15 protein-coding genes are annotated in these 13,016 nt (G+C 71.8%); 10 read left to right on the top strand and 5 right to left on the bottom strand.

Going from position 1 to position 13,016, the window contains the following annotated elements; genetic code table 11:
• Window positions 1-115 precede the first annotated feature (115 nt).
• Window positions 116-1,147 carry a zinc-binding alcohol dehydrogenase family protein gene (locus ACWD3C_RS29965; RefSeq protein WP_451149353.1) on the top strand — a complete coding sequence of 344 codons (1,032 nt, stop codon included), beginning with the start codon at window positions 116-118 and terminating at the stop codon, window positions 1,145-1,147.
• A 36-nt stretch (window positions 1,148-1,183) separates the two neighbouring features.
• On the opposite strand, the gene ACWD3C_RS29960 is transcribed toward ACWD3C_RS29965, so the two are convergent.
• Window positions 1,184-1,552, bottom strand: coding sequence for a hypothetical protein (locus tag ACWD3C_RS29960; protein WP_451149288.1), 369 nt, complete (start codon window positions 1,550-1,552; stop codon window positions 1,184-1,186).
• 208 nt (window positions 1,553-1,760) lie between these two features.
• Here ACWD3C_RS29960 and ACWD3C_RS29955 point away from each other — a divergent pair, with 208 nt between their 5' ends.
• From ACWD3C_RS29955 to ACWD3C_RS29945, 3 genes are all read left to right on the top strand, one after another.
• Window positions 1,761-2,222: a hypothetical protein gene (locus ACWD3C_RS29955; protein WP_451149287.1), complete on the top strand. Its 462-nt coding sequence runs from the start codon at window positions 1,761-1,763 to the stop codon at window positions 2,220-2,222.
• Window positions 2,223-2,336: 114 nt separating this feature from the next.
• The gene (locus ACWD3C_RS29950; protein ID WP_451149286.1) at window positions 2,337-2,972 is read left to right on the top strand and encodes a DUF3105 domain-containing protein; all 636 of its coding nucleotides are present in this window, start codon (window positions 2,337-2,339) and stop codon (window positions 2,970-2,972) included.
• Between the two features lie 140 nt (window positions 2,973-3,112).
• Window positions 3,113-4,042, top strand: coding sequence for an SGNH/GDSL hydrolase family protein (locus ACWD3C_RS29945; protein ID WP_451149285.1), 930 nt, complete (start codon window positions 3,113-3,115; stop codon window positions 4,040-4,042).
• Between the two features lie 74 nt (window positions 4,043-4,116).
• Here ACWD3C_RS29945 and ACWD3C_RS29940 read toward each other — a convergent pair whose 3' ends face one another.
• A complete protein-coding gene (locus ACWD3C_RS29940) occupies window positions 4,117-4,599 on the bottom strand; it encodes a VOC family protein (RefSeq protein WP_451149284.1) in 483 nt (160 codons plus the stop codon).
• Window positions 4,600-4,752: 153 nt separating this feature from the next.
• On the opposite strand from ACWD3C_RS29940, the gene ACWD3C_RS29935 reads away from it, so the two are divergent.
• The 3 genes from ACWD3C_RS29935 to ACWD3C_RS29925 all read left to right on the top strand — a co-directional run bounded on the left by ACWD3C_RS29935 (window position 4,753) and on the right by ACWD3C_RS29925 (window position 7,338).
• Window positions 4,753-5,964, top strand: a complete 1,212-nt coding sequence (locus ACWD3C_RS29935; RefSeq protein ID WP_451149283.1) for an epoxide hydrolase family protein — start codon at window positions 4,753-4,755, stop codon at window positions 5,962-5,964.
• Between the two features lie 115 nt (window positions 5,965-6,079).
• A complete protein-coding gene (locus tag ACWD3C_RS29930; protein ID WP_451149282.1) occupies window positions 6,080-6,733 on the top strand; it encodes an ATP-dependent Clp protease proteolytic subunit in 654 nt (217 codons plus the stop codon).
• Window positions 6,734-6,735: 2 nt separating this feature from the next.
• On the top strand, window positions 6,736-7,338 hold the full coding sequence (locus ACWD3C_RS29925; protein WP_451149281.1) for a ClpP family protease: 603 nt from the start codon (window positions 6,736-6,738) through the stop codon (window positions 7,336-7,338).
• A 3-nt stretch (window positions 7,339-7,341) separates the two neighbouring features.
• Here ACWD3C_RS29925 and ACWD3C_RS29920 read toward each other — a convergent pair whose 3' ends face one another.
• Window positions 7,342-7,725, bottom strand: a complete 384-nt coding sequence (locus ACWD3C_RS29920) for a helix-turn-helix domain-containing protein (RefSeq protein WP_451149280.1) — start codon at window positions 7,723-7,725, stop codon at window positions 7,342-7,344.
• A 360-nt stretch (window positions 7,726-8,085) separates the two neighbouring features.
• Here ACWD3C_RS29920 and ACWD3C_RS29915 point away from each other — a divergent pair, with 360 nt between their 5' ends.
• The gene (locus ACWD3C_RS29915) at window positions 8,086-8,889 is read left to right on the top strand and encodes a VOC family protein (protein ID WP_451149279.1); all 804 of its coding nucleotides are present in this window, start codon (window positions 8,086-8,088) and stop codon (window positions 8,887-8,889) included.
• Between the two features lie 15 nt (window positions 8,890-8,904).
• On the opposite strand, the gene glgX is transcribed toward ACWD3C_RS29915, so the two are convergent.
• Together glgX and ACWD3C_RS29905 are read right to left on the bottom strand one after the other, a co-directional pair.
• Entirely contained in the window at window positions 8,905-11,151 is a 2,247-nt protein-coding gene (gene glgX, locus ACWD3C_RS29910) for a glycogen debranching protein GlgX (RefSeq protein ID WP_451149278.1), read from the bottom strand.
• Window positions 11,148-11,660, bottom strand: coding sequence for a pep a2 (locus ACWD3C_RS29905; protein WP_451149277.1), 513 nt, complete (start codon window positions 11,658-11,660; stop codon window positions 11,148-11,150). Before ACWD3C_RS29905 ends, glgX begins: the two co-directional genes overlap by 4 nt.
• A 345-nt stretch (window positions 11,661-12,005) precedes the next feature.
• On the opposite strand from ACWD3C_RS29905, the gene ACWD3C_RS29900 reads away from it, so the two are divergent.
• Together ACWD3C_RS29900 and ACWD3C_RS29895 are read left to right on the top strand one after the other, a co-directional pair.
• Window positions 12,006-12,305 carry a DUF5133 domain-containing protein gene (locus ACWD3C_RS29900; RefSeq protein ID WP_451149352.1) on the top strand — a complete coding sequence of 100 codons (300 nt, stop codon included), beginning with the start codon at window positions 12,006-12,008 and terminating at the stop codon, window positions 12,303-12,305.
• Window positions 12,306-12,358: 53 nt separating this feature from the next.
• The coding region (locus ACWD3C_RS29895) for a maltotransferase domain-containing protein (protein WP_451149351.1) at window positions 12,359-13,016 on the top strand (658 nt) is incomplete at its 3' end.

The raw sequence follows: 13,016 nt of genomic DNA, 5'->3' as shown, positions 1-13,016 counted from the left end.
CCTTTCGCCCGGCCGCGCGCCGAAGGGGACGGACCGTACGAGACTGGTTGCCCGGGGACGGTCGGTCGTCGACGGGACGGGGTACGGGATGACGCAGGCGCGGGAGCACGCACTGATGCGCGCGTGGGAGGTGACCCGGCCGGGCCCGGTCGAGGACGGACCCCTGCGGTTCGCCGAGAAGCCGGTGCCGGTGCCGGGGGCCGACGAACTGCTGGTGCATGTCCGCGCCTGCGGCGTGTGCCGGACCGATCTGCATGTCAGTGAGGGCGATCTGCCCGTGCGCCGGCCGGGGGTGACACCCGGGCACGAGGTCATCGGCACGGTCGCGGCCATGGGCGAGGACGTACGCGGCTTCGCGCCCGGCGACCGGGTGGGCGTGGCCTGGCTGCGGCGGGCCGACGGCACCTGCGCGTACTGCGTGCGTGGCAACGAGAACCTGTGCCCCGATTCGGCGTACACCGGCTGGGACGCCGACGGCGGCTACGCCGAGTACACGACCGTCCCGGCCGCTTTCGCCTACCCCCTGCCCGGCGACGTCGGCGACGTGACCGTGGCACCCCTGCTCTGCGCGGGCATCATCGGCTACCGCGCGCTGAAGCGGGCGTCACTGCCGCCGGGCGGACGGCTCGGCCTGTACGGCTTCGGCGGCAGCGCCCATCTGTGCGCGCAGCTGGCCCTCGCCGAGGGCGCCACCGTGCACGTGATGACCCGGGGCGCGGATGCGCGACAGCTCGCGCTGGACCTCGGCTGCGCCTCCGCGGCTGACGCGTACGACCCACCGCCCGAGCCCCTGGACAGCGCGATCCTCTTCGCCCCGGTCGGCGACCTCGTCCCCGTCGCCCTGCGCGCCCTCGACCGCGGCGGAATCCTGTCGATCGCCGGCATCCACCTGAGCGACACGCCCCCGCTGCGCTACGAGACCGACCTGTTCTACGAGAAGGAAGTCCGCAGCGTCACCTCCAACACCCGCGAGGACGGCCGCGAGTTCCTCGCCCTGGCCGCCCGCCACGGCATACGCGCCACCACGCACACCTACCCGCTCTCCCAGGCCCAGCAGGCCCTGCGGGACCTCAAGGCGGGGCGCTTCGACGGGGCGGCGGTGCTGGTCAACGACCTCACGGAGCGGCGCTTCCCTCCCGCACCGTAGGCGGATCACGGAGACGCCGGTCCTCACGGGAGGCGGTCACAAGGTCGTCAGGTCGACCGCGGCCGCCATCGCCTCGCATCCCGCGTCGTTCGGGTGCAGATGGTCCCCCCGGACGGCGACGGTCACCCGGCCGAGCGGCAGCGGCGCGGTGCCGAACTCGTGGGAGAGCCGCACGCGGACCCGAGGGCCGCCGACGCCGACGGGCACGACCTGGCGCACGGAGTCGCCCGGGGCGAGCTCGTCGGTGCTCGCGCCGACCGCCGCCGGGGACTCCCAGGTGCCCACCCAGCCGCGCGGCGGTGCCGTGCTGTCGGCGCTGTCGGCGGCCACCGCTGGTGTGCACAGGCCGAGGGTCAGCGTGACGGATATGAAGCTGGCACAGAGTGCCTTGGCGCCTCTGAACACGGACGTCACCCCTTGCAGGTGAGAACGGAGGCGTACGGGGACACCGGAACGGCGCCCTCAGGCATGGGGCCTGGGCGGACCCCGGACGCCAATGTCGAGAACACGACAAAGTGAGCCGGTGTCAATCCTGCGCACAGCCGTTCGCCGTCGGTCTGATAATTTCAGCGGCGCTCACTGTCCCGAATCCCTTGAGTCGACAGGCGTCCTCATGTCCGGTCCGCGGTTCCGTCGTAGGCGTACGACGCTGTCGCGTGCCCGCGGCCGGTGGGCGCGCCTGTTCCTCGCGCTCCTGGTGGGGTCGGCGACCTTCGCGCTGTTCTGTGTGAGCGCTCCTCCGGCGCGGGCCGCCGAGCCCTCGGCGGTCACATCCACGTCCGCCGTCACGCCGGCGCCCCGGGCGCCCTCCGCGACGGCGGACGAACGCCTGGACGCCGGGGTGCCGCAGCACGCGGACCGGGATCCGTGCGAGAAGGGCCCGCGCGATCACCACTGCCACGGCGCGCAACGCCACCACGGCGTACTCGGCCACACGCCCCTCTTCGGCGCGGACCGGGCCTGCGCCCCGGGACAGCCCCCGGCCGCCCCCGCCCGCGCGGCGCTCGCCCCGTCCCGGGAACCTGGCGCGGCCCGTCCTCCCGATCTCCACGAACTGCAGCTCCTCCGGGTCTAGTCCGGGTCCAGGGCGGACAGCCGCGCACCGCCCCGCCTCACCGCATTTCCGATCCCGACCACCACACGCAGTACCGCCGTGCTCCGAACACACGGCGGGGAGAAGGACGTTCCCATGGGCAAATCCAACGCCAAGGCACAGAGCGCGGCCCGTCGCGCCCGCATCGAGGAGCTGCGCCGCGCCGAGCAGGCCCGTGAGCGGCGCTACCGCCTGCTCACCCTCGGCGCCACCGCCGTGATCCTCGCCGGACTGGTCGGCGGCGGCTGGTACCTGGTCGACGCCGCCCAGGAGAAGGAGGAGGCGAAGGCCGCGCCGGTCGAGGGCGTGCAGACCTGGTCCGACCTCAGCCAGAACCACGTGGCCGAGACCGTCGACTACCCGATGAGCCCGCCCGTCGGCGGCGACCACAACCAGGTCTGGGTGAACTGCGACGCGCAGGTCTACACGAAGGCCGTGCCGAACGAGAACGCCGTGCACGCGCTGGAGCACGGCGCCGTCTGGGTCACATACAACGACAAGGCCTCCAAGGCGGACGTCGACGACCTGTCCGAGCTGGTCACCAACACGACGTACACCTTCATGAGCCCGTACGAGGACCAGTCCTCGCCGATCGTGCTGAGCGCCTGGGGCAACCAGCTGAAGGTGGACTCGGCGTCGGACGCGCGGGTCCAGAAGTTCCTGGACAAGTACGTGCAGGGCGAGCAGACCCCGGAGCCGGGTGCCGCGTGCACCGGGGGCATGACCCCCTGAGTCCTCGGGGCGTCCGGTCGCACGCCTGCTCGGCGTACGGCCGGACGCCCGCCCCCGTGGCTGACGCATGTCTTCCCCCTTGAGGCCGCCTCTGCTTGCCTGGGGAGCCGTTTCGGTGACCGGGGCGGGAGTTGCGCCGCATGCGCAAGCCGCGGAACGTGGTCATGGCGGCGTCGCCGGCCGGGCTGCTGCTGGGCGCGTGCGGGGGCCCGGAGTCCACACCCGCGCCTGCACCCACGCGCGAGGCCCCCGAGCCCTCCGCGACCACACGTCAGCGGGCAGCCGCCTACCCGAGCCCCTCGGCCGCCCCGAAGAAGGCGCCCACGGTGCTCTGCCTCGGCGACTCCCTCGCCATGGAGAACCAGAACGTCCTCGGGCAGCAGCTGCGGGCCGGCCTGAACGCGCGCTACACCAGCGCCCCCTACTCGGGCACCACGCTCTGCGACTACCTGGAGGACACCGCCGACCGGTCGCTCGCGCCGGCGCGGGACAAGGCCGCCACGCTGGTCCACCGGCTGCGCCCGGACTACGTGGTACTGCAGTTCCGGAGCAACGCCTGGGACTACACGCCCTGCATGGACGGCACCACGTACGACCAGGACGAGGACAGGTACTTCGCGCGGTACGCCGCCGACGCCGAACGGCTGACGGACCAGATCGCCGGCGCCGGCGGCTCGCACCGGCCGACCGTCGTGTGGGTACTGCAGGGTCCCGACCCCATCACCCCGGACCGGGTGCGCCGCGTCAACGCCCTCTGCAAGGAGCGGGCCAAGGCCTCGGGCGACCTCGTCGCGGACGCGGGCAGCACCGTGAGCCCCGACTCGGCGCGCTACACCTGGACCCAGTACCTGCCGTGCACGGAGTACGAGCGCGAGCACACCGCGTACTGCACCCAGCCGGACCAGGGCCGCACCGCCCTGCACCACGACGAGGACTACCTCCGCTTCTGCCTGGCCCCCACGACGTCCGAGCCGAAGCCGTGCCCGGTCCGCTCCCCCGGCATCCTGCGGATCGCCCGGGAGATCACCCGGACGATCGCGGACCACGTCACCCAGCGCGCAGCCGGGTGAGCCCGTGGATGGCGGGGATGGACTCGAAGAGGCCGTACGGGTACGGGGTGACGGCCCCGGCCGTGGTCCGGGGGTCACTCGCCCGCGTACGCCTTCTCCAGGGCGGCGATGTCGAGCTTGGTCATGGAGAGCATGGCCCGGGTGGCGCGGGCGGCCTTCTCCGGGTCCGGGTCGCTGACCAGTTCGATGAGCCTGGCGGGGACGACCTGCCAGGACAGGCCGTACTTGTCCTTGAGCCAGCCGCAGGGACCGGCCTCGCCGCCGTCCGCGATGAACCGGTTCCAGTAGTGGTCGACCTCGTCCTGGTCGTCGCAGAGGATCTGGAAGGAGATGGCCTCGCTGAAGGTGAACTCCGGGCCGCCGTTCAGGGCGACGAATTTCTGGCCGTTGGCCACGAACTCGGCGGTGACCACGGAACCGGCGGGGCCGGGCCCGGCCTCGGTGTAGCGGCTGATCCGGCCGAGCCGGGAGTTCTTGAAGACCGAGACGTAGTAGGCGGCCGCTTCCTCGGCCTGGCCGTCGAACCACAGACAGGTGGTGAATCCGTTCGCGGGCATGGGTGCCTCCTCGGTCGCGAGAGTGTCGTCACCTGTATCGACCGATCCTCGACCCGAAACTCATCGGTGGCACGCGCACAGGACCCCACCGGATGCCGCGCGGCCGAAAAACCGGGGATGCCGAACCGCCCACCGGAACTACCATCCGCGCACATGGCCCCTACGCACCCGCACGAAATCCGCCCGTTCCGCCTCGACATCCCCCAGGCCGACCTCGACGACCTGCACACCCGCCTCGACCGCACCCGCTGGCCGGACGAGCTGCCGGGCGTGGGCTGGGCGTACGGCGTCCCCCTCGGCCATCTGCGCGACCTCGTGCACTACTGGCGGCACGACTACGACTGGCGTGCCGCCGAGGCGCGGCTGAACTCCTGGCCGCAGTTCACCACGGAGATCGACGGCGCGACCGTGCACTTCGCCCATGTCCGGTCCCCCGAACCGGACGCGACCCCGCTGGTCATCACGCACGGCTGGCCGGGTTCGATCGTCGAATTCACCGACATCGCCGGCCCGTTGACGAACCCCCGGGCCCACGGCGGGGACCCCGCCGACGCGTTCCATCTGGTGATACCGAGCATTCCGGGGTTCGGTCTGTCCGGGCCGACGCGGGAGCCCGGCTGGGAGTACCGCCGGGTGGCCTCGGCATGGGCCGAGCTGATGGAACGGCTCGGTTATCGGCGGTACGGCGCGCAGGGCGGGGACTGGGGCGCGGTCATCTCCCGCGAGCTGGGCCGCACCCGCCCCGAGCACGTCATCGGCGTCCACCTGAACCTGCTGCCCGACGCGGCCGTCACCACGCCGCCGAGCGAGGAGGAGCCGGCCGCCCTGAGCCCGGCCGAGCGCCAGCGGGCGCTGGCCTCCTGGGAGCGCACGCAGGAGTGGGTGCGCGAACAGCAGGGCTACGGTGTGCTCCAGTCCACCCGGCCGCAGACCCTCGCGTACGCGCTGGCGGACTCGCCGGTCGGCCAACTCGCCTGGATCGCCGAGGAGTTCAAGGAGTGGACGGACTCCGCCGACCGCCCGGAGGACGCCGTCGACCGGGATCTGCTGCTCACCAACGTGATGCTGTACTGGCTCACCGGCACCGCGGGATCGTCCGCCCGCATCTACTACGAGCGGGCGCACGCCGACGGGTGGGGTGCCGCGCCCGAGCCGTCGACGACGCCGACCGCCCTGGCCGTCTTCCCCCGCGAGAACTTCATACCGATGCGGCACATCGCGGACCGTACGAACTTCATCGCGCGCTGGACGGAGTTCGACCGGGGCGGGCACTTCGCGGCCCTGGAGGTGCCGGACCTGCTGGTCGGGGACGTACGGGCCTTCTTCCGGCAGCTGCGGGACGCGGGCCCGGCCGCCCGTCCCTGAGCGCCGTCTGCCCGTGGCAGATCTGCCGCGGGCAGAGAAAGCCCAGGTGACAGCCGCTCCGGGGCAAGAGTGGAGTGCGCGGCGACCACCGCCGCGTCAACGACTGGGAGGACCGATGACTCCACTCATCACCGGCTGGGCAGCAGGCCCGGCACCGCGGGCCGAGGAGGGGGACACCCCGGCGTCGCGGTTCGACGACCATCTGGCCGCGCAACTGCTCGCGCAGCGGATCGTCTTCCTGGGCACCCAGGTCGACGAGGTGTCGGCCAACCGGGTCTGCGCCCAGCTGCTGGTGCTGTCGGCGGAGGACCCGCGCACCGACATCAGTCTCTGCATCAACAGCCCGGGCGGTTCGGTGACGGCCGGGCTCGCGATCTACGACACGATGCGGCTGATCCCCAACGACGTGTCGACGCTCGCCATGGGCTTCGCCGCGAGCATGGGGCAGTTCCTGCTCAGTGTGGGCACGCACGGCAAGCGGTTCGCGCTGCCGAACGCGCGGATCATGATGCACCAGCCGTCGGCGGGCATCGGCGGGACCACCGCCGACATCGAGATCCAGGCGGAGAACCTGGAGTTCACAAAGCAGGCGATCGAACGGATCACGGCCGAGCACACCGGGCAGTCTCCCGAGACGATCGCCCGGGACGGCGACCGCGACCGGTGGTTCACGGCCGAGCAGGCACGCGAGTACGGGATGGTCGACCGGGTCGTCGAGTCGCTCGACGACGTGCGGCCGGCCTCGTCAAGGCGACGGATGGGACTGTAGCCATGGGGACATACACGATTCCGAACGTCGTCGAGCGCACCCCGCAGGGCGAGCGGTCGTACGACGTGTTCAGCCGGCTGCTGTCCGAGCGGATCATCTTCCTCGGCACGGAGATCGACGACGGGGTCGCCAATGTCGTCATCGCCCAGCTCCTCCATCTGGAGTCGTCGGCCCCGGAGAACGAGATCGCCATCTACATCAACTCACCCGGCGGCTCGATCTCTTCGCTCATGGCGATCTACGACACGATGACCTTCGTGCAGGCGCCGATCGCGACGTTCTGCGTGGGCCAGGCGGCCTCCACGGCGGCGGTGCTGCTGGCGGGCGGGGACCCGGGCCGTCGCTTCGTCCTGGAGCACGCTCGCGTGCTGCTCGGTCAGCCCGCGAGCAGCGGCCGCCAGGGCACGGTGTCGGACCTCTCGCTCCAGGCCAAGGAAATGGTCCGCATCCGCGCCCAGATCGAGGAGGTCCTCTCCCGGCACACGCACCACGACACGGCGGCCCTCCGCGCGGACATGGACCGCGACAAGGTCTTCACCGCGCGGGAGGCCGTCGCGTACGGGCTCGCCGACGAGGTGATCAGCCGACGGCCCGTGGGGGTGTGACCGCTACGCGGCCAGGCACAGCCCGTTGTACGGCGACGAGGTCGTCGTCCGCGGCTGCGCGTGCCGCCGGGTGAGATCGCCGTGGGCCCGGGACAGCAGATCGCCCAGGCCGAGACCGAGGGCGCGGGCGGCGGCCGCGAGGACCTCCGAGGAGGCCTCCTTGCGGCCCCGCTCCAGCTCCGAGAGGTACGGCATCGAGATCCGCGCCGCCCCGGCCACGTCCTTCAACGTCCGCTCCTGTGCGAGCCGTTCACGCCGGAGCACGTCACCGACGAGGTCGCGCCAGAGGGGTTCCTTGGCGGCCGGGGCGGCGGGGGTCGGGGCCGGGGCGTTCGCCGCCGGGCGCAGGGGAATGACGCGGGCTTCGTTCGGCGCTTGATTGCTCACCCCTTCAGCCTAGGATCGCGGAACGCCACGGGAAGGGACCGGCGTTCTGCCCTCAGGAAAATCCCGATCGGCCGGAGAGAGGTTTACGGCGGGCGCCCTTCGGCGTGAGGCTCCTCACCGACCCGGCCCGTCGATCCGTTCGCGCGGGGAGTCCGCGTGGCCGTTTCGGGGACCGCCCGGCTCAGGCGTCACCCGTACGGCCGTGCGGGGGCTGCGCGACCTCGCGGGCCGGAGGCGCGGATCCGCCGTCCGTTTCGGGGGCGCCGTCCGGGTACTCGACAGGCACGGGGCGCGGGTCCGGTTGGACACTGGTGTCCGACCGGTGTGTGTGTCGGCCGACGAGACCAGGACGCGACTGCCATGAACCACGACATGACACCCCCCAGCGGTGCGAAGACCATCGTCTCCACCCATTCCGTGTTCGGTGCCCCGTGCTGGGTGAGTCTGACCACCCGCGACCTCGATGCCGCCGAGGCCTTCTATCAGGCCGTACTGGGCTGGAAGTGGCGCTCGGCCAAGCTCGGCGACCACTTCCGGATCGCCGTGTCGGACGGAACTCCCATCGCGGGGATCGCCGCGGTGGCCTCCATGTGGCAGATGGCGGTCGCCTGGACCCCGTACTTCGCCGTGGCCAGCGCCGACGAGGCCGCCGCCAGGGCCCGGGAGCGCGGGGGTACGGCAGCGGTGGGGCCGATCTCCTTCCCGCCCGGCCGTGCGGCCCTGCTGGCCGACCGGGACGGAGCCTCCTTCGGGATCTGGGAGGGGGAGCTCCTCACCGACTGGGAGGCCTGGCGGCGGGCCGCCCCGGTCTTCATCCGGCTGCACACCCGCGACGCCTTCGACGCCGCCATCTTCTACGGCGAGGTCCTGGAGTGGGCCTCGGACCGTCCCGGCTGCTGCGAGGTCCACTACGAGGGCAACGAGGTCGTGCTGCGCAGCGAGGGCGACGTCGTGGCCCGGATCAGCTCCGGGGCGCTGGAGGCGGCGCCCGATCCGACGATCCGGCCCCACTGGCAGGTCCACTTCCCGACCTCCGATGTGGCGGCCTGCGCCAAGACCGCCGAGGCCCACGGGGGAACCGTCCTGCGGCAGAGCGAGGACGAGGCCGTGCTCCGTGACCCGGACGGAGCCCAGTTCACGGTGACCTGGCGTCCGGCGGACTGACCGGCTCCCCTGTCGTCACGCTTTCCGAGCCGTCCTGGACGACTTGGACGACTTGGCTGGCTCGGTCTGCTTGGTTGGCTTGGTCTGCCTGGCCGGCTTGGTCGACGCCCTGGTCCTGTGCGGCCGGGGCCGGGAAGGCCGCGACAGCAGCACCAGGCTCCGTGCCTCGACACACAGCTCCGTGTCCGCCTTGTGCTCCGACTCGTCCGGGTCACCGTGCGGCTCGGCAGTGTCGATGCAGGTCGTCCAGCACTCGCCGTACGTGGCGTCGGGCAGGCGGAAGACCATCGGCTCCCAGTAGCTGTTCAGCAGGAGCAGGAAGGAGTCGTCGACCACCGGGCGGCCGCGCGGGTCGGGTTCCGCGATGGCGTCGCCGTTGAGGAAGACGCCGACGGCGTGCGCGTCGGAGCGCTGCCAGTCCAGGTCGGCCATCTCGCGCGCGTCCGGCAGCAGCCACACCAGGTCGGGCAGCGGCTGGTCCGCGTGCGTCGCCGTCTCGCCGCGGAAGAAGCGGCGGCGGCGCAGTACGGGGTGGGCGGCGCGCAGGGCGATCAGGCGCCGTGTGAGGTCCATCAGCTCGCGCTGCTCACCGGTCAGCCGCCAGTCGATCCAGGAGACCTCGTTGTCCTGGCAGTACGCGTTGTTGTTGCCGCGCTGGGTGCGGCCGAGCTCGTCGCCGTGGCACAGCATGGGGATCCCCTGGGACAGCAGCAGGGTGGCCAGCAGGTTGCGCTGCTGGCGGGCGCGCAGCGCGAGGACGCGCCGATCGCGCGTGGGGCCCTCGGCCCCGCAGTTCCAGGAGCGGTTGACGCTCTCGCCGTCCCGGCCCTGCTCACCGTTGGCCTCGTTGTGCTTGTCGTTGTACGAGACCAGGTCGCGCAGGGTGAAACCGTCGTGCGCGGTGACGAAGTTGACGCTGGCGCGCGGGCGGCGCCGGCTGTGCTCGTACAGGTCCGAGGAGCCGGTCAGACGGGAGGCGAACTCGGCGAGCGTGTGCTCGCCGGCACGCCAGAAGTCCCGTACGGCGTCACGGTACCTGCCGTTCCACTCCGACCACAGCGGCGGGAAGTTGCCCACCTGGTAGCCGCCCTCGCCGACGTCCCACGGTTCGGCGATGAGCTTGACCCTGCTGATCACCGGGTCCTGCTGGATCAGGTCGAAGAACGCCGACAGCCGGTCCACCTCGTGGAACTGCCGGGCCAGGGTGGCCGCGAGGTCGAAGCGGAAGCCGTCCACGTGCATCTCGGTGACCCAGTACCGCAGCGAGTCCATGATCAGCTGGAGCACGTAGGGGTGCCGCATCAGCAGGCTGTTCCCGGTGCCGGTGGTGTCGTAGTAGTGGGCCCAGTCGCCGTCCACCAGGCGGTAGTACGAGGCGTTGTCGATGCCCCGGAAGGAGAGGGTCGGGCCCTTCTCGTTGCCCTCGGCGGTGTGGTTGTAGACCACGTCGAGGATCACTTCCAGCCCGGCCGCGTGCAGCGCCTTGACCATGGCCTTGAACTCGGTGACCTGTTCGCCGCGGGTGCCGTGGGCGGCGTAGGCGTTGTGGGGCGCGAAGAAGCCGATCGTGTTGTAGCCCCAGTAGTTGGACAGCCCCCGGTCGCGCAGCACCCCGTCCTGGACGAACTGGTGCACCGGCATCAGCTCGACCGCGGTCACCCCCAGCGAGGTCAGGTGCTCGACGGCCGCGGGGTGGGCCAACCCCGCGTAGGTGCCCCGGAGTTCGTCGGGGATCTCCGGGTGGGTGCGGGTGAGGCCGCGGACATGGGCCTCGTAGATGACGGTGTCGGCGTACGACCGCCGGGGCGGGCGGTCGTCGCCCCAGTCGAAGGCCGGGTCGGTGACCACGCCGAGCATGGTGTGGCCGGCGCTGTCGGCCGGGTCGGGCCCCGTGGGCGCGCGTTCGTAGAGCGAGGCGTGGTTGTCCATCTGCCCGTCCACGGCGGTGGCGTACGGGTCGAGGAGCAGCTTCGCCGGATTGCACCGGTGGCCGGCGGCCGGGTCCCAGGGCCCGTGCACGCGGTAGCCGTAGCGCTGCCCCGGTCCGACGCCGGGGAGGTAGCAGTGCCACACGAAGCCGTCGTACTCGGTCAGCGGGACGGTGTGGTGGCGGCCGTCGTCATCGACGAGGACGAGGTCGACGTGTGTGGCGACCTCGCTGAACAGCGCGAAGTTGGTGCCCTCGCCGTCGAAGGACGCGCCCAGCGGATAGGGGTGCCCGTTCCGGGCGGGCACCCCTCTGCGGCGCGGCCGCACGGTCACCGCGTGTCCTCCAGTACGCCCGACCGGGTGTCCGGCGTACTGGCGAGGACGGCGGCCGGTACCTCGCGGGGCACCTGAAGCACCTCCCGCAGCGTCGGCGAGGGCGCGATCGGCACCAGCGGGACGCGTTCGCCGGCACGGGCGCGCTGGGAGAACCAGATCACCTTGCCGCCGTTCTCCGTCCCGCAGCAGCCCCAGCCGTCGCTCAGCGCGGCGATGCGGGTCAGGCAGGGGCGCAGGTCCTGGTCGGGGCGCAGGTTCCGGTCGTTCTCCCCGACGGCGGTGATGAGGTGCTGTCCGTTCCACCACAGCTCGATCGACGTGTTCTTGTCCGTCGTGTGCTCGTCGATCGCGCGCAGCAGCAGCTCGGCGTTGGCGCAGACGGGTTCGACGAGGGTTTCCAGGTCCCAGAGGCGGAGGTAAGCGGCCAGGATGCGCCTGACCTGTCCGACCCGTTCGGGGCCGACCTCCACGTCGAGGTGGTAGTAGCAGGGCACTGCGGTCTTCATCGTCGTTGGCTCCTCACCTGCGAAGCTCTCGCTCCTCCTCGTCCGAGCGGATCGTCGTCCGAGCGGGCCGAGCCCCGAGCACGAAGCGTGAGCGCTGATCGCTTCTGAGTCAGCTCCAGGGTGGGAGTGCTGGTCCATTCGTGCAACACGAGAGCGCGACCGCGCTCATCGAGGCAGCTCAGCGCGGCCGGTCGGCGGGTAGTTGAAGATCCAACAGGACGCTGGGTCGTCACACGTGCACCATGAGTGAAGGTCTCTGGCCCCCGTACGGGCCGATACCTCCTTCGTGCACGCCCCGTTCCGGGAGCGTGCCCCACCGACAGCGTCGAGAAGGTGACGAGCGCCATGCTGCTGCCCGCCAAAGCCGAGGTCGCCCGGCACCTGGAACGGTATCGGGCGTGGGAACGCGTGATGCTCGCGTCACCGGACGACCGCACGGCCAGGGACGGCTTCGAGGACTCGGGCTACACCTTGTGCGTCCTGATGGGGAAACGCTGCGCGCGGGAGGCGGTCGAGGCCGCCGAACTCTATCTGCGGACCAACCTGCTCACCTACCTCCGGGAGGAGAGCCGCCAGGTCCACAAGAGCCGCGCCTCCCGACGCGGTCCGCCGCCGGGCCGGCGTTCCACGAGAGGGAGGCAGTGACCCGCCGGCCCAGCGCCGGCCCGAGAACAGCAGAGGTGAGACCCATGAGCCCGATGAGCCCGAGACCGGCCATCGGCCGCATTCCTGTCCGGGATGTCCGCCCGGCCGTCGAGTGCGGCAGACGCCCGGCGAAGGCCGTTCCGGGCGAGTCCTTCCAGGTCACCGCCACGGTCTTCCGCGAGGGCCATGACGCGGTGGCCGCCAATGTCGTACTGGAGGATCCCGAGGGCCGCCCCGGCCCCTGGACACCGATGCGCGAACTGGCCCCGGGCAGCGACCGCTGGGGCGCCGAGGTCACACCGGGCGCGGTGGGCCTCTGGACATACCGGGTCGAGGCCTGGAGCGACCCCCTGGCCACCTGGCGCCGGACGGCAGGCATCAAGATCCCGGCGGGCATCGACACCGGGCTGGTCCTGGAGGAGGGCGCCGATCTGTACGAGCGGGCCGCCGCGCACGTGCCCGAGCGCGCGGCACGCCACACGGTGCTGGCCGCCGTGCGGGCGATGCGCGACGACTCCCTGCCGCCCGCGGCCCGTTTCGCCGCCGCGCTGATGCCGCGGGTGGACGCGGTGCTCACCCGGTATCCGCTGCGGGATCTCGTGACGGCTTCGGAGACGTTGCCGCTGCTGGTGGAGCGGGAGCGGGCGTTGTACGGCTCCTGGTACGAGTTCTTCCCGCGTTCCGAGGGCACCCCCGAGCGCCCGCACGGCA

The organism is Streptomyces sp. NPDC002845, from assembly GCF_053591955.1.
The sequence above is the reverse complement of the archived record's forward strand: the minus strand, read 5'-3'. Positions and strand labels throughout refer to the sequence as shown.